This is a genomic window from Zavarzinella formosa DSM 19928 (genome assembly GCF_000255705.1).
Taxonomy (GTDB): Bacteria; Planctomycetota; Planctomycetia; order Gemmatales; family Gemmataceae; genus Zavarzinella; species Zavarzinella formosa.
In genome coordinates this window covers 26,018-26,783 of the sequence record NZ_JH636459.1, presented here as the reverse complement: position 1 = coordinate 26,783, position 766 = coordinate 26,018, and the positions used below count along the sequence as shown (strand labels likewise).

The window sequence follows — 766 nt, the reverse complement described above, 5'->3', positions numbered from 1 at the left end:
CGCCCGAGGACGATGGCGAGCGCCTCGGGCGGGTCTCCCGTCTCCGGCTCCGTCAGGGTCTGCCGCGGCAGCAGGGCGTCGCCGGCCATTTGCCGCAACTCGGCCAGCGTGTAGGGGCCCTTGCGGCCGTTGTCTTGAAGGATGAAATGGCGATCCAGGTCATTCATGGTCAAATTCTCCGATTCGCCGCCGGAGGACGGCGAATGTCACTCATCGACGATGTACACCATTGGCGACATCGGGTTACCGTGCCGACATGGCGAAAAAGGCCGAGGCCGGCGTGCGGGAACGGTTCGGGTTCGCGGTGCGCTCCGGCCGGGAAACCCTCGGACTGACCCAGGAGGACCTGGCCGAGGCCGCCGGATTGCACCGGACCTATCTCTCGGACGTCGAACGCGGCCGCCGCAACCCCAGCCTCGTCATCATCGCCCGGCTGGCGGCCGCCCTTCAAATGCCCGCCTCCGGCCTGTTCAAGATCATGGAAGCCTCGGACTGACCGCCGGTGTCGCGGGAAAATTTCGTGAGGGTCGCCGTGACAGATCACTCGGAGCCGGCCGGGGAGATTTCCACCCGCCGGGCAAGTTCGTCAAACCGCCCGTTCTTCTTCCAAAAACCTCTCAAGCCATCCGGCCCCCGGCCTGGAACATTCGGTCCTTCATGAAGGGTCGGACGGAAATCAGCAATCCGCATCACAATCCGGGCGAATCGATGAACACGGTCCGCGGGGGGTTGGTTCGACTCGCCTTACCGAAGCATGACGAAAGCG

1 protein-coding gene is annotated in these 766 nt (G+C 64.6%); it reads left to right on the top strand.

Going from position 1 to position 766, the window contains the following annotated elements:
• Window positions 1–229: 229 nt before the first annotated feature.
• Window positions 230–496, top strand: coding sequence for a helix-turn-helix domain-containing protein (locus BGIM_RS0147425; RefSeq protein WP_020476578.1), 267 nt, complete (start codon window positions 230–232; stop codon window positions 494–496).
• The last annotated feature ends 270 nt before the right edge of the window (window positions 497–766 follow it).